Here is a 19122-nt window from a genome sequence, read left to right as displayed (position 1 = left end):
CTGCATCATCAATTCGCGGGGCGAGGGAGGCCAGAAGGAATGGTCGGCTCCCGGGAGATCACGGCATAAGCCGTCCAGCCATCGCGCAGGGAAGGCCGAGTGATCGGCACCACCTGTATGCTGCTGTGCGGTTCTTCTGCGTGTGCCTATTGCGCAGCAGACCGCGGGTGCGAGCCGGCACCCGGCCTTCCCTGCGCCCTCTTGGCTTTAGAGGGTGGAGCGACCAGCAAAGCTCGGGCGAATTAAGCCGCGAGGACGCGAAGGCATGTCTGTGAGCCGAGCTGCGTGCCACAATCTCGATCTCGTAGAGTGGGCAAAGCGCAGCGTGCCCACGTCTTGTTGCTCATGGACGGAGATCGTGGGCACGGCGCTCTGCGCCTTTGCCCACCTTACGGCAGCGCCGCTGGGATGTGCACTGGAGCATCGCAATGACATGTGGAGACAGCGTGCGCCACACTCCGCTCTTGTGCCCCGGACGCAGCGCAGCGTCCCCGGCGATTTGAAGCATCGTCCGGTGCGGTGCGCTGCAGAGCCGGGGCCCATCCATCCGCAGCGCGCCGTGTCGCCCCTGGGTCCCGGCTCTGCGTTGCGACGCTTCGCGTTGCAGCGCGTCCGGGACACGGAGCCTCGCCCGCAACCAGGTCAGGCCCCCTGACCATCTTTTGGCGTTGCAGTTGCTGCTATTTCTCGTCTAGAAACGGGTCACTGAGCCTCCCGGCAACCAACCGTCAACGGTTTTGACCGAGGATTTGGGGCTCAAAAGGGTCTGGCAATGCTGATTCGCGGCCAAATCGATGGGATTTCGGGGGAGGTGGCTCTGGCCGCCGCCACGATCCCGGCCGCGCTGCTGCCCACCCTCCTTATTGGCGGCCTCCTTCTTACTTGCCCCTGAGGGCCGGCTGGGCGCGACGCGCCTGGGCGCTCAGGGGTTGGTCGAGATCACCGGACACCTCAAGCGCCCAGCAGACTGACGGCGCAAAAGCTCAAAAGGAAATTTTAGAATGGCCACCGCGAACAAGTCCGACAAGGACCGCGTCATCATTTTCGACACCACCTTGCGCGACGGCGAGCAGTGCCCCGGCGCCACTATGACCTTCGAGGAGAAGCTCGAGGTCGCCGAGTTGCTGGACGATATGGGTGTCGACGTCATCGAGGCCGGCTTCCCGATCACCTCGCAAGGTGACTTCGAAGCGGTGAGCGAGATCGCCCGCCGCTCCAAGAATGCCGTCATCGCCGGCCTGTCCCGCGCCCATCCGGCCGACATCGACCGCTGTGCCGAAGCGGTGAAGTTCGCCAAGCGCGGCCGCGTCCACACCGTGATCGCGACCTCGCCGCTGCACATGCGGGTGAAGTTGAACAAGACGCCGGAAGAAGTGCTCGAGACCTCGGTCGCCATGGTCGCCCGCGCCCGCAACCAGATCGACGACGTCGAATGGTCGGCCGAGGACGGCACCCGCAGCGAGATGGACTACCTGTGCCGCATCGTCGAGGCCGTCATCAAGGCCGGTGCGACCACGGTGAATATCCCCGATACCGTCGGCTACACGGTGCCGGAGGAATACACCCACTTCATGAAGACGCTGATCGAGCGCGTGCCGAACTCGGACAAGGCTGTGTTCTCCGTGCACTGCCATAACGACCTCGGCATGGCGGTCGCGAACTCGCTGGCCGGCGTCGTCGGCGGCGCGCGCCAGGTCGAGTGCACCATCAACGGCATCGGCGAGCGCGCCGGCAATGCTGCGCTCGAAGAGATCGTGATGGCGATCAATGTCCGCAACGACAAATTCCCCTACTGGAACAAGATCGACACCACGCAGCTCACCCGGGCCTCGAAGGTGGTGTCGGCGGCGACATCGTTCCCGGTGCAGTACAACAAGGCGATCGTCGGCCGGAACGCGTTCGCGCATGAGAGCGGCATCCATCAGGACGGTGTGCTGAAGGACGCCTCGACCTACGAAATCATGCGGCCCGAGATGGTTGGCCTGAAGCAGTCCTCGCTGGTGCTCGGCAAGCATTCCGGCCGCCACGCCTTCGTGCACAAGCTGGAGGAGATGGGCTACAAGCTCGGCCCGAACCAGCTGGAAGATGCGTTCACGCGGATGAAGGCGCTGGCCGACCGCAAGAAGGACATCTACGACGAGGACATCGAGGCGCTGGTCGACGAGGAGATGGCGGCCTCGCACGACCGCATCAAGCTGACCTCGCTGACCGTGATCGCCGGCACCCACGGTCCGCAGCGCGCGACCATGAAGCTCGACGTCGACGGCCAGATCAAGATCGAGGAGGCCGAGGGCAACGGTCCGGTGGACGCGGTGTTCAACTGCATCAAGCGCCTGGTCCCGCACGAGGCCAAGCTGGAGCTGTATCAGGTCCACGCGGTGACCGAAGGCACGGACGCGCAGGCCGAAGTCTCGGTGCGGCTGTCGCAGGAGGGACGCGCGATGACGGCACGCGCGGCGGATCCGGACACGCTGGTGGCTTCCGCCAAAGCCTATCTCGGCGCGCTCAACAAGATCGTCATGAAGCGCCAGCGCGACACCGTGACGACCGCGGCTGCGAGCTGACAAGCGAAGCTTGTCATTCCGGGGCGATGCGAAGCATCGAGCCCGGAATCTCGAGATTCCGGGTCTGGTCCTTCGGACCATCCCGGAATGACTCTGCTTGTGGCGTGAATACCTGCCCTGCTAACGGCCAATAGCGGCTGCGTCTCCCAGCCGCTATTGATGCTGTCGACATAAAGATTGTCCGCCCGCGCGCCGGGCGGCTTAGATAATAACAGGGAGAGATTATGCGCACCTTCGCGATCGCCGCGTCCATCGCGGCACTGGCACTCGGACTTGCCGGGCCGGCATCGGCCCAATCGCCGATCATCATCAAGTTCAGCCACGTCGTCGCCACCGACACGCCGAAGGGCAAGGGGGCGGAGAAGTTCAAGGAGCTCGCCGAGAAGTACACCGGCGGCAAGGTCAAGGTCGAGGTCTACCCGAACTCGACGCTGTACAAGGACAAGGAAGAGCTCGAGGCGCTCCAGCTCGGCAGCGTGCAGATGCTGGCGCCGTCGAACTCCAAGTTCGGACCGCTCGGCATTCGCGAGTTCGAAGTGTTCGATCTGCCCTACATCCTGCCCGACCTGAAGACGCTGCGGAAGGTGACGGAAGGCCCGCTCGGCACGCGGCTGCTCAAGCTGCTGGACGCCAAGGGCATCACCGGCCTTGCCTATTGGGACAACGGCTTCAAGCAGATGAGCGCCAACAAGAAGCTGATCGCGCCCGCCGACTATCAGGGCGTCAAGTTCCGCATCCAGTCCTCGCGCGTGCTGCAGGCCCAGTTCAAGGCGCTCAGCTCGCTGCCGCAGGTGATGGCATTCTCGGAAGTCTACCAGGCGCTCCAGACCGGCGTGGTCGACGGCCAGGAGAACACCTGGTCCAACATCTATACCCAGAAGATGCACGAGGTGCAGAAGTACATCACCGAGACCAACCACGGTTACATCGGCTACGTCGTGATCGTGAACAAGAAGTTCTGGGACGATCTACCGGCCGACATCCGCGACCCGCTCACCAAGGCGATGAAGGAAGCGACCGACTTCAGCAACGCGCAGTCGCAGAAGGAAAACGACGACGCGCTCGCCGAGATCAAGAAGAGCGGCAAGAGCGAGATCATCAAGCTCACCGGCGAGCAGGACGAGGCGATGCGCAAGGCGATGGAGCCGGTCTACAAGGATGCCGCAGGCCGCATCGGCCAGCCGCTGATCGACGAATTCCTCAAGGAAGCCAAGAGCACGACGAATTGAGCACGACGAACTGATCCGAACGATGAACGAGGCTTCCGTGCGGTCTGCACGGAAGCCTTTTTGTTGCGAATGATTTCCGATTGCGGCTGGAGGTAAAATCCGGCGTTGCAATCCAAGTAAGGGCCCGCTTCCTGTCCAAGTTGTAAGTTGCGTGTCAGCGGCCTCGCGCCCATCTTCATGGACATCCTTCCAGAGGAGGTCCGGATGAGGAAGTTCACCATCGCCGCCATCGCCGTGCTCAGCATTGCCGGCTCGGGCGCGGTCTATGCCCAATATCATCGCCCGTGGATGGAGCACATCCGCCACATCCGCATGAACCCGGAAGACCGCGCCGCTTTTGTCGACGCGCGGATCGCCGCCGTCCATGCCGGGCTGAAGCTCAACGCCGACCAGGAGAAGCTGTGGCCGCCGGTCGAGGCTGCCGTGCGCGAATTCGCCAAGCTGCGCATCGACCGCGCCAATGCGCGGATGAATGCCGGTCCCGGCGATGCCGGCAGGAATGCTGACAAGGACGCCGACCGGCCGGAGGATCCGGTCGCCCGCCTGCGCCAGCGCGCCGAGGACATGGGCGCGACCTCGGCGGCCCTGAAGAAGATCGCCGATGCCGCCGACCCGCTCTACAAGACCCTGGACGAGGGCCAGAAGCGGCGCCTCGCCGTGCTGACCCGCCACCGCGGCCCGTTCGGCGGCGGCGAAGACGGCCCGCACCGCCACTTCATGGAACGCGGCATGGACCGCATGATGGAGCGCGGCATGGAGCACTTCCATCGTGACCGTTTCGACCGCGAGGGCGGCCCCGACCGGGATCGCGAGGGCCGGCTCTGAACGGGGCGGGATTTCGCGGCGATTAACCCTGGAGAAGCCGCTGGAATCCAGCGGCTTTTCGCTTTCTGGGGACTGTGGAAAAACCTTCATTGCATCGCTTGCCAGACCCGGATCGCTTTGCTAAACGACCGACCTCGCAAGGCACTAACCGCCTTTCGGGCGCATAGCTCAGTTGGTAGAGCAGCTGACTCTTAATCAGCGGGTCCCAGGTTCGAGCCCTGGTGCGCCCACCACCCTTAAGAGATTGGCCCGCAGGGGCTTTTTTAAATTCTTCGACAGAAAAATGCACGTCTCGCGCGACGTGCTTTGTGTGGGGTGGACGTGCACGCACGATTTAGCCGGCTTCCGCGTCAGCCGCGCTTTCGCTGAGAGGGTGGCTTAAACTCCACGACCTCGTGCTGGCCGCACGGATTAGCTGGCTCATTTTTCTTCACGATTAGCTCAAGCTCGAGAGCCTCGAAGGCGAGCTCATCCGCCAAGCGCTTAAACAGCTCGCGCTTTTCCATGTCCGTCGCCCGCTGACTCATCAGCGCAAACTCTCTGGCGTCAGCGCGGACCTTTTCCAAACGTCGTCGGAGGTCCTTCATGTGTGCCGGCTTAGCTTTTGAACTTATCCTCGGCCCGAATGATCAGTTTGCCTGTTCGGATCGCCTGGGAGTCAACTACCGAAACTCGATATTGGTTCTGTGCGGTCCGCCAAATTCGCCGCTCATCATGCTGGGATCTAGCCACGCTCTGATGAGCCATCCCTGTCCGGCTCTCGCCGGATGATGCATAGAACTACCATACCTGCAGGGGCATGAATGTTCGAAAGCGCACAGACGCGAGTGTTGCGCCGGACTAGGCTGCGAGCGATCCTAGACGCTCGTGAAGTGCTCGGGGCCCAACGGCCTCGGGGGGATGCCAATGTGCCGGCTGCGCTGAGGCGGCTCCGTCCGCGAACCCAGTGTTGCCGGCTGCGCGCCGGATATGAGGCAGGAGTAAGCTCGGCAGATTCTAGATCAAACGATGGTCGTTCCTCGTGCGTACTTTCCTTCTCATTGTGGGAATATGGCTGCTGGTGAACGTTCTGTTCGTTGTAGTTGTCCTGCCCTCGCGCAGACCGGCACCTACTCGGCGCGCAGGAACTCCATCTCCGGTGACGATCAACACGACGGCCCGTCGATCGGACGATCATGACTCACCACTCTTGCGGCGCGGGATGATGCCGGTTGCAATCAGAGTTCTTTTCGTCGTCCTCCTCCATCCGGTCCTTCGAACGTGGAATGCGGTGAGGCGGCGCTTCAGAGGGCTCCACGACTAGACGCGGGCCATCGCGCGCTTGAGATGCTCGTCGATGTCTTCACTGCGCCGCGGGCCCCCGAGCGATTCAGCTAGACCATCAGCCGGATCGCCAGCGCGCTCGCTATGGCCATGCCTCCAAGCATGGTTATGACCCCGCGTTTAAATCGGCGCTCAATTTGTCTGCCGCTTTTGAGCTGAAGCCTGATCGATCAGGAAATCGTCCAAATCTCGGCCGCTTCGAAGCTGCGGACGCAGCCATCGCGGCTGCCTGCCGCGACCCGACCATGTCTCCGCTGGGTTCTTCGGATTGCGATATTTGGGACGGACGGGCGGGTATGGACGGCGGCGCTTACGATTGAGCCGTGTGGCCTCGTTGGCCAGTTCAATCCTGTGGAGCCTTTCCTCCAAATGTGCTTTTTGCGCCAACATTTTCTGGGCGAGTTCGGCGGCGACCTCTTGGTGAAGTATCCAGAGCTCGTCAACGGAGAGCGAATTAAAATGCGCGGTGTTCATGGCTCCATCCGAATCTTGGGGAGAAGGCCCAGGCAGACAAGTCGGGAATCCGGGAGCAGACAAGCCGTCAGTTAAATATTGATCGTGCAATCCACATTTAAATGCGAGAGTAGCGGGGAGAAAGGCACGACGGTGGTAATATCGTGGCGGAGTATTTAATTCGTTGCGAGGGGTAGCCACGTCTCGTGACATCCACAAACTCCCCCCGGCGAGTTGCGCTTTCGTGTTCGACGAGCACAACGATGGCGATAGACCGGGCGGCCGCGGCGCGGATCGTGGGCGGGGAGCGAGGCCCGGCGCAACTCAGATGGATCGATGAATCGATCGCGCCGCCTCGTGTTGCACCCCTGGAGTGCTGGGCCGTCATATTAATTAGGTGGTCAAGAGTACAATTAATTCATCGCGCCGCCCGATTTAAGCCGCATGGGGGCCGTTGTCGGCGCTGAGGCTCAAGCGGGGGTGGGGCGCGCCCGGGAGTTTTCGATGTCCGGTCAATTGCGATTGTACTTCGCCAGTCTGGTCCTTGTCGGAGGTTTTTCGGCGGCGCCCGCGTCTTCCAATCCTGTTGCCGACTTCTTCAATACTGCTACGTCCCAACCCACGGTAACCTCTCCGCCGCAAGCCGAATGCGTGCCGCGTCCCGGTACCTCGACCAGTGGCGGACAGCATTGGGTCTACCGAATGGACGGTCGCCGCAAATGCTGGTTCCTGGCCGAGGGCATCGCGACGGTGAAGAAGCCCATTCGGGCTCGCGTGGCCAAAGACCGCAGTGCCAGTTTGGACGAAAACCGGTCCACGCAGACCAGGCGGAGCGCGGTCGTTGATGCGCGTGCGGAGTTGCTGCGCTCCGCACCGCTCGAGCGATCTCAGACGCCTGTACCCGAAATGCAGGTGGCAGATGCCGCTTCCGATCTCGGCACGGGTCCTACCCTGATGTCGGCGGCCCCCATCGTAGATCTTCCCAGCAAGCGGCTCACGCCCGAACACTCCGTGCCGGGTCAAGTCGACGCTGGGCAGCTCCTCGCCGCCGCGCCCGCCGACCCACCTCAAGATATGCCGCTGGGGGCGCGCAGCGCAGAGGCGCACGGCGAAGCTCGCAGCTGGACGGCCTGGTTTGGTGTGCTGCTGATGACGCTTGGTGGCCTCTCGCTCTTGAGCTCGAGCCGCACGCTTCGGCACGCAGTGAGATTACGCCACTGAGGTAGCGACATACAAAGTACTGCCGCCGCGCGACCGAGGGATTGAACGAGCAGGTATAGCCGAACTGCCACATGTTAAAGGTTCCGTGCGTCGTCACTTAGTTTGGCGCTGCCTTAGACCGACATTCGAGTACGATGACGCTCGTCTTTGGATCGGACTGCATCATGCGGTACAAGGTGTTCGTGGTGGACGGCAGCCGGCAAGTGATCTGCGCTGCAAAGCTCGACTGCATTGACGAGCAGGCGGCGAGACGCCGAGCCGAGCAAATGCATGACGAGCACGACGTTGAGCTTTGGGAAGGCGATCGACTCGTTGCGGTGTTCCGAAGTGCAACGTCGAATGAAAGTCGGAGCTAACGCGCGATCCTGAATAGGTGGCCGGTCTCGCCGCCGAGTTAGTTCAAGCGTTGTGAGGCACCCCGGCCTGGCTGGTTGGCGACATGTCGCAGCGACGTCATCGCCGAGGCTCGGTACTGCGGGGATGAAGCGCCCATCCTCTTTCAAAGTAGTGGCAGATGCGAGGAACGCGGGCATCCGTGCATTGAATCGCGCGAGTGAGCCAATGCGGGTCAACCTTCGGACCCGGCGGGTCTCTAAACGGCTCTTGCCCTGCCGCTCGCTTTGGTACGCCGTCTTCTGCCGATTGTTTTTGCTTCTACATGTCGGAGCTTACTTCGAAGCTTCTCCACCTCTCTAAGCTCCTCCAGAAGCGCCTGGTGCCGTTCGCTCAGAACAGCACTAGAAAAAATCTGACGCGTACTCGACATCACATGCCTCGGAAAATGACTTGAACTAAGAAGTCGACGAAAAGCTAAAGACAAAGAACGCGCGACCGAAGCTCAATGAGCTAAAGCCGCAGCCGCCAGATGCTCCCAGTACTCTGCCTCTGCAAGCAGTTTCCAGCTTCTCTCGGGTTGGAGTGCGGCAGTCTGTCGGCAAAGTAACGCCATTGCGCGAAAGCGGCGGGCAGCTTCCATTTCAACCTCCCATGTTTTCTTTTCCCCAACATATTTTTCAATTTTGCGATGGAGTCATCATGATTATACACAATAATCAAATATATCATTTAATGGCGGTCGATTTGGCTGCGTTTGCGCGTCAACCGGGAACTGGTTTCGGTTTAAGCTTCACATGGATTTCGAACGCGGCTTGCCGAGGCCCTGTTGCGCGTTAAAGCGAACGAGAACGTGCGCGGGACAGCAACAGGAGATGCGAAGCTTCGTGCGCGAGCATCGAGGACTCTTCTCGCCGCACCCCAGGACACATGCGCCGGCTACCGAGCCATATAACCCAGCCATCGGATTGCATCAGCGCTCTGGCTACGCATCTCGCTCTTAGAGCGCACCACCATTGGATCCCGCGATGGTCTCACGCTTTGGAATGGCGCCCCGGCGATAAGGACGGCTACACCGACCCGATGGGATGACCAGCGGCACATTGAAGGCCACGTCCGTCGTCGCTTCACGGCGGGTGGGCCTGGATCGTCGGGTGCGCAAACCAATAATCACAGGTTGGCGCAAGGTATTGTTAGACTTGTGCTTTCATACCTCGTCTTCGTGGATTGGGCTGAGTTTCGGCTCGAATTGCTCCCTGCGAGCTGTCGATCCACGCGAAGCAAAGATCATCGCGCGAACCCAGTGCATCTGGGAGACAAACCGTAAAATTCCGGTGTCGCCTCGCAAGGAGGGACGCAAGAGCCTCTTTGTTATTGATTTAGATGTATTAATTATTAAATCTAGCGCATAAATAAATAAATGGACTGATGCTTTAATTTAAAATAGGTTTTATTTAATCGGGGGCAAGCGACCGTGGCGCTTTTTGATCACGGTCGTCGCTTCTGGGGCCGTGAATACTGCAAGATCAATAATTGCCAAAACGTGGGCGGCTAAGCACCGGCCGCGATGGGCAGGGGGATACCGCTCTAGGTCTTTTCGAGTAACTTGGCAGCAGCTGATGGATTGTCGCTGGTGGCGGACCTACCGCCGTCCGAGCGAGCGCTACCAAATTGCGTGAATTGATTTGCGGCGACGCTCTCTGCTCTGCATTGGCAGACGAGGGGTGCGAATGACGTGCACGCATTTTGTAGCAATGTTCGGCTGGGCTCGGGCAAGTTCGAATTCTTCTCCGTCAATTTGCGATCTTCCAATCCAGCCAAGTTTGCGGTCTGCAAACATGGCGGCTGTCAGGCGCGCGACCGCGCACACGACATCCGCTCGTGAGCTCAGATCGACCCTGGCCCCAAGCAGGCTTGAGCGGCACGTGTTCGGTTTGCGCATTTTCGAAGCGCTGAGCATGACGGCAGGCATGCTGAGCAGCTCGGCATTTTTCTTCAGCAGCATAGGCAAGGCAACGGCCGATCATCCCCGCGCCATTGTGCAATTGGCGCCGGTCCGTGAATGCGGACGGCGCATCACCCAGAGGATTTAAGCCATGGCGACGCAGACAACGGGCGGCGGCAGCACGGTTTCGTTCGGCAATACTCCGCAAGCCAACACGGACGTTTTCTCGTTTACGGAAGACGCCAGCAACATTCTCATCTTGAATGTGCTGGCAAATGACCTTGGGGGCGCGGCCAAGACGCTGTTCTCCCTCGACGATGGAACGAGCGCCTCCGCGTCCACCAAGAACTACGCACCGGCGGATCTGCTGGTCAAGGATGTGGCGTACAGCAGCGATGCCGCCGGCATGGCCGCAACCGGTGACCGCAGCGCCCTCGGTGCACGCATCTGGATCGAAGCGGACGGGACCGTTCATTACGACAAGGGCGACATCAACGTTCAGCTTCAGGCGCTGGCGACCGGGCAAACGCTGACTGACACATTCACCTACGCTATCCAGCTGGGCAATGGCACGCTCAGTTGGGCGACCGTGACACTCCAGTTCAATGGCGCAAACGACTCGGTCTTCATCACATCGAGTCCGCAGAGCGGCTCGGTGGTGGAAGACGCGAACACCACGCCGGATCTCTCGGATTCGCAGAGCGCGGCCGGCACCATCAGCTTCAACGATGCCGATCTCGGCGACACGCATTCGGCCTCGTTCGCGGCAGCCTCTTCCAACACCACGTCGCTCGGCGCCTTCTCGCTCGATCCTGTCAACGAGATGGCCAATGCCGCCAACGGCTCGGTGCAATGGCACTACAATCTGAACAACGCGGCCGCGCAATACCTCGCTGCGGGCCAGACGATCACCGAGAGCTTCGTGGTGACGATCAATGACGGGCACGGCTCGACAGCTACCCAGACGGTGACGGTCACGATCACAGGCACAAACGATTCGGCTACGGTTTCTTCGGACGCGAAGTCCGTGACTGAGGCCGACACCGCGGCGGCGCTGAACACCTCCGGCCAGCTCACCATTGTGGATCCCGACACGGGCGAAGCCCATGTCGTGGCGCAATCGAACGTCCACGGCACCTATGGCGACTTCAGCATCGATGCCAACGGCGCCTGGAGCTACACCGGCAACGGCGCCCACGATGAGCTCACCGCCGGCCAGCAGGTGCAGGATCAGTTCACGGTGGCCAGCCAGGACGGCACCGCGAGCGGCACCGTCACGGTCACGATTACCGGCAGCAATGATGCGGCCACGGTCTCATCGGACTCGAAGTCGGTGACCGAAGGCGACACGGCCGCCGCACTCAACACCTCTGGCCAACTCACGATCATCGACCCGGATACGGGCGAAGCCCATGTTGTGGCGCAGACGAACGTCCACGGGACCTATGGCGACTTCAGCATCGATGCCAACGGCGCCTGGAGCTACACCGGCAACGGCGCCCACGATGAGCTCACCGCGGGCCAGCAGGTGCAGGATCAGTTCACGGTCACCAGCCAGGACGGCACGGCCACCGGCACGGTGACGGTGACCGTCACCGGCAGCAACGACGCGGCCACGGTCTCATCGGACTCGAAGTCGGTGACCGAAGGCGACACGGCCGCCGCACTCAACACCTCTGGCCAGCTCAGCATCACCGACCCGGATACGGGCGAAGCCCATGTCGTGGCGCAGACGAACGTCCACGGGACCTACGGCGACTTCAGCATCGATGCCAACGGCGCCTGGAGCTACACCGGCAACGGCGCCCACGATGAGCTCACCGCCGGCCAGCAGGTCCAGGATCAGTTCATGGTGGCCAGCCAGGATGGCACCGCCTCCGGCACGGTGACGGTGACCGTCACCGGCAGCAACGACGCGGCCACGGTCTCATCGGACTCGAAGTCCGTCACCGAGGGCAATGCCGCGGCGGCGCTCAACACCTCCGGCCAGCTCAGCATCACCGACCCGGATACGGGCGAAGCCCATGTCGTGGCGCAGACGAACGCGCACGGGACATATGGCGACTTCAGCATCGATGCCAGCGGCGCCTGGAGCTACACCGGCAACGGCGCCCACGATGAGCTCACCGCCGGCCAGCAGGTTCAGGACCAGTTCACGGTCACCAGCCAGGACGGCACCGCCTCCGGCATCGTGACGGTGACCATCACCGGCACGAACGACGCGGCCACAGTCTCGTCGGACTCGAAGTCCGTCAGCGAGGGCGACACCGCCGCCGCACTCAACACCAGCGGCCAACTCACGATCATCGACCCGGATACGGGTGAAGCCCATGTCGTAGCCCAGACCAATGCTCACGGGACCTACGGCGACTTCAGCATCGATGCCAACGGCGCCTGGAGCTACACCGGCAACGGCGCCCACAACGAGCTCACCGCCGGCCAGCAGGTCCAGGACCAGTTCACGGTCACCAGCCAGGACGGCACCGCCTCCGGCATCGTGACGGTGACCATCACCGGCACGAATGACGCGGCGACCGTCAGCTCGGACTCGAAGTCGGTGACCGAAGGCGACACCGCCGCCGCTCTCAACACCAGCGGCCAGCTCACGATTGTGGATCCCGACAGCGGCGAAGCCCATGTCGTGGCGCAATCGACCGTCCACGGGACCTACGGCGACTTCACAATCGATGCCAACGGCGCCTGGAGCTACACCGGCAATGGCGCCCACGATGAGCTCACCGCCGGACAGCAGGTCCAGGACCAGTTCACGGTGACCAGCCAGGACGGCACGGCCACCGGCATCGTCACGGTGACCATCACCGGCAGCAATGATGCGGCGACCGTCAGCTCGGACTCGAAGTCGGTGACCGAAGGCGACACCGCCGCCGCCCTCAACACCAGCGGCCAGCTCACGATTGTGGATCCCGACAGCGGCGAAGCCCATGTCGTGGCGCAATCGACCGTCCACGGGACCTACGGCGACTTCACAATCGATGCCAATGGCGCCTGGAGCTACACCGGCAATGGCGCCCACGATGAGCTCACCGCCGGCCAGCAGGTTCAGGACCAGTTCACGGTGACCAGCCAGGACGGCACGGCCACCGGCACGGTGACGGTGACCATCACCGGCACCAATGACGCGGCGACGGTCTCTTCGGACTCGAAGTCCGTCAGCGAGGGCGACACCGCGGCGGCGCTCAACACCAGCGGCGTATTGACGATTGTGGATCCCGACAGCGGCGAAGCCCATGTTGTCGCGCAATCGAATGTCCACGGGACCTATGGCGACTTCACGATCGATGCCAACGGCGCCTGGAGCTACACCGGCAACGGCGCCCACGATGAGCTCACCGCCGGCCAGCAGGTCCAGGACCAGTTCACGGTGACCAGCCAGGACGGCACGGCCACCGGCATCGTCACGGTGACCATCACCGGCAGCAATGATGCGGCCACGGTCTCATCGGACTCGAAGTCCGTCACCGAGGGCGGCACCGCGGCGGCGCTCAACACCAGCGGCGTATTGACGATTGTGGATCCCGACAGCGGCGAAGCCCATGTCGTCGCGCAATCGAATGTCCACGGGACCTACGGCGACTTCAGCATCGATGCCAACGGCGCCTGGAGCTACACCGGCAACGGCGCCCACGATGAGCTCACCGCCGGCCAGCAGGTGCAGGATCAGTTCACGGTGGCCAGCCAGGACGGCACCGCCTCCGGCATCGTGACGGTGACCATCACCGGCAGCAATGATGCGGCCACGGTCTCGTCGGACTCGAAGTCCGTCAGCGAGGGCGACACCGCAGCGGCGCTCAACACCTCCGGCCAGCTCACCATCACCGACCCGGATACGGGCGAAGCCCATGTCGTGATGCAGAGCAATGTGCACGGCAGCTATGGCGACTTCACGATTGATGCCAACGGCGCCTGGAGCTACACCGGCAATGGCGCGCATGACGAACTCACCGCCGGCCAGCAGGTCCAGGACCAGTTCACGGTGACCAGCCAGGACGGGACCGCGAGCGGCATCGTGACGGTGACCATCACCGGCAGCAACGACGCGGCGACGGTCTCATCGGACTCGAAGTCCGTCACCGAGGGCAATGCCGCCGCCGCGCTCAACACCAGCGGCCAGCTCACGATTGTGGATCCCGACAGCGGCGAAGCTCACGTCGTCGCGCAATCGAATGTCCACGGGACCTATGGCGACTTCAGCATCGACGCCAACGGCGCCTGGAGCTACACCGGCAACGGCGCCCACAACGAGCTCACCGCCGGCCAGCAGGTCCAGGATCAGTTCATGGTGGCCAGCCAGGACGGCACCGCCTCCGGCATCGTGACGGTCACCATCACCGGCACGAACGACGCGGCGACCGTCAGCTCGGACTCGAAGTCGGTGACCGAAGGCGACACGGCCGCCGCACTCAACACCTCTGGCCAGCTCACCATCACCGACCCGGATACGGGCGAAGCCCACGTCGTGGCGCAATCGAACCTCCACGGGACCTATGGCGACTTCAGCATCGATGCCAGCGGCGCCTGGAGCTACACCGGCAACGGCGCCCACGATGAGCTCACCGCCGGGCAGCAGGTCCAGGATCAGTTCACGGTGACCAGCCAGGACGGCACGGCCACCGGTACGGTGACGGTCACCATCACCGGCAGCAATGATGCGGCCACGGTCTCATCGGACTCGAAGTCGGTGACCGAAGGCGACACCGCCGCGGCGCTGAACACCAGTGGTCAGCTCGGCATCACCGACCCGGATACGGGCGAAGCCCATGTCGTAGCCCAGACCAATGCTCACGGCACCTATGGCGACTTCAGCATCGATGCCAACGGCGCCTGGAGCTACACCGGCAACGGTGCCCACGATGAGCTCACCGCCGGCCAGCAGGTCCAGGATCAGTTCACGGTGACCAGCCAGGACGGCACCGCCTCCGGCATCGTCACGGTCACCATCACCGGCAGCAACGACGCGGCGACCGTCAGCTCGGACTCGAAGTCGGTGACCGAAGGCGACACCGCGGCGGCGCTCAACACCTCTGGCCAGCTCACCATCACCGATCCCGACACGGGCGAAGCCCATGTCGTGGCGCAGACAAACGTCCACGGGACCTATGGCGACTTCAGCATCGACGCCAACGGCGCCTGGAGCTACGCCGGCAACGGCGCCCACGATGAGCTCATCGCCGGCCAGCAGGTCCAGGACCAGTTCACGGTCACCAGCCAGGACGGCACCGCCACCGGCATCGTGACGGTGACCATCACCGGCAGCAACGACGCGGCCACGGTCTCATCGAACTCGAAGTCGGTGACCGAAGGCGACACCGCGGCGGCGCTCAACACCTCTGGCCAGCTCAGCATCACCGACCCGGATACGGGCGAAGCCCATGTCGTGGCGCAGACGAACGCGCACGGGACCTATGGCGACTTCACGATCGATGCCAGCGGCGCCTGGAGCTACACCGGCAACGGCGCCCACGATGAGCTCACCGCGGGCCAGCAGGTCCAGGACCAGTTCACGGTCACCAGCCAGGACGGCACCGCCACCGGCATCGTGACGGTGACCATCACCGGCACGAACGACGCGGCCACAGTCTCGTCGGACTCGAAGTCCGTCAGCGAGGGCGACACCGCCGCCGCCCTCAACACCAGCGGCCAGCTCACGATTGTGGATCCCGACACGGGCGAAGCCCATGTCGTAGCCCAGACCAATGCTCACGGCACCTATGGCGACTTCACGATCGATGCCAACGGCGCCTGGAGCTACACCGGCAACGGCGCGCATGACGAGCTCACCGCCGGCCAGCAGGTCCAGGATCAGTTCACGGTGACCAGCCAGGACGGCACCGCCTCCGGCATCGTGACCGTCACCATCACCGGCAGCAATGATGCACCGGTGCTGAACGCCAATGGCGGTTCAATGTCCTATACCGAGGGTCAGGCGGCGACCGCGATCGATACGGCGCTGTTGGTGTCGGATCTTGACAGCACGAATCTGACCGGCGCGACGGTGTCGATCACAGGCGACTTCGTGTCCGGCCAGGATGTGCTCGGTTTTACCAATCAGAACGGCATCACCGGCAGCTATAACGCCAGCACTGGAGTGCTGACCCTGACGGGTACGTCGAGTGTGGCGAACTACCAGGCAGCCCTGCGCTCGGTGACGTATTTGAACTCGGGTGACAATCCGTCGGGCGCGACCCGCACCATCAGCTACCAGGTTGACGACGGCCAACCGGCCAGCCACGCCAGCAATATCGTGAGCTCGACGGTCGCAGTCATCCCGGTCAACGACGCGCCGGTGAATACGGTTCCGGGAGCGCAGACGACAAACGTCAACACGACAAAGGCGATCACGGGACTCAGCATCTCCGATGCAGACTCGGACGGCGCCAGCGAAACGGTCACGTTGTCCGTAACCAACGGCACCTTGAGCGTTTCAGGAGGTACCGCAGGGATCAGCGGCAGCGGAACGTCGACGGTGACGCTGACCGGAACAGTCAGCGCCATCAATTCTACCCTGGCCTCGACGATCAACTACGTTCCAACATCGAATTTTGCCGGAACTAGCACTCTGACCATGACGACAAGCGACAATGGCCACACTGGAGCGGGTGGGGCATTGACCGATGTCGATACGGTGACCATTTCGGTCACGAGCCCCAGTCCCTTCGCTCTCACGACCGGCACCGATACAGTCATCTATGTATCGGGTACCAATACTGTGACCGGCTCGCAATCTCCCCTAACGCTAAACAACGGTGACATGCTGACTGGGGGAAGCGGCACGGACACTCTCGCCGTCAGTGGTGGTGGTCTGGGGCCATTCACCTTCGGCGATGGTGCAGGAAGCATTGGCCTGACAAACTTCGAAACAATCAGTTTAAGTGACGGCAACAGCGGAAATCACACTGATACCCTGACATTCCTTTCGACATTCCAAAATGGAGGAACGCTCACAATTGACGGATCCGGCATCACGGGTAACGGCGACCTGGTCGTAGACGCCAGCGCAGTCACGTCTGGATCGTTTGTCATCATGGGCAGCTCAGGAAACGGCGGTGATGATATCCTCAAGGGCGGTTCTGGTAACGACACGATCAACGGCGGCGCAGGCACTGGCGCGGACAGGATCGTGGGTGGTGGCGGCGCAGATACGCTGACTGGTGGTGGCGGGAACGATACCTTTGCCTATCTCGCTGTCACCGACGCGGGTGACCACATCACCGACTTCAACACCTCAGGGGATAAGCTGGAATTTACGGTAACCGCCGGGCGGTTCGTCATTGGTGATGTGGATACGACCGTTGAAAACGTCAGAACGGGCAACAACGCTGCGTTAAATCTCGCCAACACGGAGGTCGGCATCAAAACAGACGCATCCGTGACGACAGCGACAGTTCAATCAACGATCAATAGTTACTCCAACATCACCACAGGAGCCCTGTTCGTATTCCACAATTCGACAGTCGGCCACGCGCAGGTTTACTACGATCCCAATGCAAGCATCGCAGGCGGCGCAACACTCGTCGCCGATCTGGACAACTTGACCACTCTGGCGAGCATAACTGGTAGTTTCAGTGCGGCGGACTTTGCGTTTGGAACGGCGCTTGCTCCTGCGGGCGTGTCGGGGCAGCCCATCAATCTCGGTCTGACGGACTCGTCCGCCAATCAGGGGCAAATCGCCACCGTCACTGTTGCCAGCATGCCCGCCGGCTGGACACTAAATGGTGGGACGCTGCTCCCCGATGGCAACTGGACGATCGAAACGACCGACGTCAGTTCGCTAATGGTGACATCGCCAGTCAGTTTCGCCGGTGCTTTGCACCTCGACGTGACCGTGACCTGGATGCAGCCGGATGGCTCGGCCGTAATCGAGACATTCGCCGACAATGTTGAAGCTTTTGCACCGGGCTCCGCCATCATCGCTATTTCCGGCGACGACTATCTCACAGCGTCAAGTGGCAGCGATCTGCTCGTATTCTCCCAGCCGATCGGCCACGACGTCATCTATAATTTCGAGACCGCGCATGATCAGATCGACCTGATCGGCTACGCCAGCTTCAAGACGTTCGCCGACGTCCAGACGCATCTCTCTGCCGACAATGACGGGAATGCCGTCATTACGCTAGCCGACGGTCAAACGATCACTTTGGATGGCGTCGATGCCGGCTCGCTCGCAGCGGACGATTTCGTGTTCGACTTTAATCCCATGGTCGACAATGCCGGCACAATGACGATCGGCAACGGCGCATTGCTGCCGCTGTCCGGTAACATCCACAATACGGGCACGATCTCGTTGAACTCGACGGGCGGCGAGACCGACCTTCAACTTGTCGGGCACGGCATTCTGCTTGATGGTGGCGGTCAGGTGCTGTTGTCCGATAATAGCGAGAACATTGTCAGCGGAGGTGTTAACGACGTCACGCTGACCAACGTCGGCAACACCATTTCGGGAGCCGGACAGCTTGGCGAGGGGACACTGATCCTTGTCAACCAAGGTACAATCAACGCGACGGGCACCAACGCGCTCGAGATTGACACCGGCAGCAACACCGTCGTCAATTCCGGAACGATTGCGGCCAGCGGCAGCGGCGGCCTGGTCATCGACAGCAACGTGGATAATTCAGGGCTGCTGTGGGCGCATGGAGCCAACATCACTCTCAATGGCAGTGTGAACGGCAGCGGCACCGCACTGATGGATGGCGTGGCTACGATCGAGTTCGGAGCGGCTTCATCTGCGCATGTTGCGCTTGATGCCGCAGCCACCGGGACAATCGTGCTCCATGATTCCTTCGACTTCAGCGGAGTCGTGTCCGGGTTTGATGGAAATGACCACCTGGATCTCCTCGACGTCGCATTCGGGGACGGCACGACCGCTAGTTATGTCGCAAATCAGGCCGGCACTGGAGGAATCCTTTCGGTGACTGACGGAGTTCATACCGCCAATATCAGCCTGTTGGGCCAGTACGATCCCGCGAGCTTCCAGACTGAGGCGGACAAGAACACGGGAACGCTTATCAGCTACCACGAATATCTCGTCTGACGCGCTGCGAGGAGATGGCTAAAGGTGCCGACTGCAAAGTCGGTACCTGGTTCGCATGGAGATTCGGGCGCTCTCCACCGGACCGATCGTGGAATGACCCGCGTTGACCTCAACGCCTTGCTGACTGCGCTGATGCATCCCGCCGCTTCTGAGTAGCTGGCATCTCGTTGGGATTGACCG

At 61.9% G+C, this 19122-nt stretch carries 9 protein-coding genes and 1 tRNA gene; 8 read left to right on the top strand and 2 right to left on the bottom strand.

Features of this window, described 5'->3' with window-relative positions; all coding sequences use genetic code 11:
* Positions 1–1001 precede the first annotated feature (1001 nt).
* From RAD04_RS35790 to RAD04_RS35775, 4 genes are all read left to right on the top strand, one after another.
* Entirely contained in the window at positions 1002–2564 is a 1563-nt protein-coding gene (locus RAD04_RS35790; protein ID WP_091961239.1) for a 2-isopropylmalate synthase, read from the top strand.
* Positions 2565–2788: 224 nt separating this feature from the next.
* Positions 2789–3793, top strand: a complete 1005-nt coding sequence (locus RAD04_RS35785; protein ID WP_461627539.1) for a TRAP transporter substrate-binding protein — start codon at positions 2789–2791, stop codon at positions 3791–3793.
* Positions 3794–3997: 204 nt separating this feature from the next.
* Positions 3998–4618 (top strand): Spy/CpxP family protein refolding chaperone, encoded by a 621-nt coding sequence (locus tag RAD04_RS35780; RefSeq protein WP_461627538.1) that lies wholly within the window; start codon positions 3998–4000, stop codon positions 4616–4618.
* A gap of 157 nt (positions 4619–4775) precedes the next feature.
* Positions 4776–4851 (top strand) — tRNA-Lys (locus tag RAD04_RS35775).
* 117 nt (positions 4852–4968) lie between these two features.
* Here the strand turns inward: RAD04_RS35775 and RAD04_RS35770 are convergent.
* Entirely contained in the window at positions 4969–5205 is a 237-nt protein-coding gene (locus tag RAD04_RS35770; protein WP_461627537.1) for a hypothetical protein, read from the bottom strand.
* A gap of 868 nt (positions 5206–6073) precedes the next feature.
* The gene (locus tag RAD04_RS35765) at positions 6074–6415 is read right to left on the bottom strand and encodes an H-NS histone family protein (protein ID WP_461627536.1); all 342 of its coding nucleotides are present in this window, start codon (positions 6413–6415) and stop codon (positions 6074–6076) included.
* 483 nt (positions 6416–6898) lie between these two features.
* Here RAD04_RS35765 and RAD04_RS35760 point away from each other — a divergent pair, with 483 nt between their 5' ends.
* From RAD04_RS35760 to RAD04_RS35745, 4 genes are all read left to right on the top strand, one after another.
* On the top strand, positions 6899–7615 hold the full coding sequence (locus RAD04_RS35760; RefSeq protein ID WP_461627535.1) for a hypothetical protein: 717 nt from the start codon (positions 6899–6901) through the stop codon (positions 7613–7615).
* A gap of 164 nt (positions 7616–7779) precedes the next feature.
* A complete protein-coding gene (locus RAD04_RS35755) occupies positions 7780–7971 on the top strand; it encodes a hypothetical protein (protein WP_028144438.1) in 192 nt (63 codons plus the stop codon).
* A gap of 1902 nt (positions 7972–9873) precedes the next feature.
* Complete coding sequence (locus RAD04_RS35750; protein ID WP_461627534.1) at positions 9874–10041, top strand: hypothetical protein; 168 nt, start codon at positions 9874–9876, stop codon at positions 10039–10041.
* 3 nt (positions 10042–10044) lie between these two features.
* Positions 10045–18942, top strand: a complete 8898-nt coding sequence (locus RAD04_RS35745; RefSeq protein ID WP_461627533.1) for a VCBS domain-containing protein — start codon at positions 10045–10047, stop codon at positions 18940–18942.
* Positions 18943–19122 lie beyond the last annotated feature (180 nt).

It is taken from the genome of Bradyrhizobium sp. 25ACV (assembly GCF_054863005.1).
This window is presented reverse-complemented; position numbering and strand designations above follow the sequence as displayed.